The following is a 428-nucleotide window of genomic DNA, read 5'->3' as shown; positions in this document are numbered from 1 at the left end:
CAAAATTGTTAGCGGTAAAGGTTGTGCCACCATTAGACCATAAAATGGTATAAGGAGCCGTTCCACCGGTAGCGGTTACTGTTACACTTCCGTTGATTCCTGCAAAACAAGATACGTTGGTAGTGGTATTAGTAGAAGCCAAAGCCGTTGCCGGTTGCGTGATGGTTACACTTACGTTTGAATTACATCCATTAGCATCGGTTACCACGGCGGTATAAGTACCTGCTGCAAAATTGTTAGCGGTAAAGGTTGTGCCGCCATTAGACCATAAAATAGTATAAGGAGCCGTTCCACCGGTAGCCGTTACTGTTACACTTCCATTGTTTCCTGCATAACAAGATACGTTGGTAGTGGTATTAGTAGAAGCCAAAGCTGTTGCCGGTTGCGTGATGGTTACACTTACATTGGAAGTACATCCGTTAGCATCG

The 428-nt window shown here is 44.6% G+C and carries 1 protein-coding gene; it reads right to left on the bottom strand.

What is annotated here, in order from left to right; translation table 11 throughout:
- The coding region (locus HA632_RS01850; protein WP_176305545.1) for a SprB repeat-containing protein at positions 1 to 428 on the bottom strand (428 nt) is incomplete at both ends.

It is taken from the genome of Flavobacterium sp. J49 (genome assembly GCF_011742145.1).
Taxonomy (GTDB): Bacteria; Bacteroidota; Bacteroidia; order Flavobacteriales; family Flavobacteriaceae; genus Flavobacterium.
The sequence above is the reverse complement of the archived record's forward strand: the minus strand, read 5'-3'. Positions and strand labels throughout refer to the sequence as shown.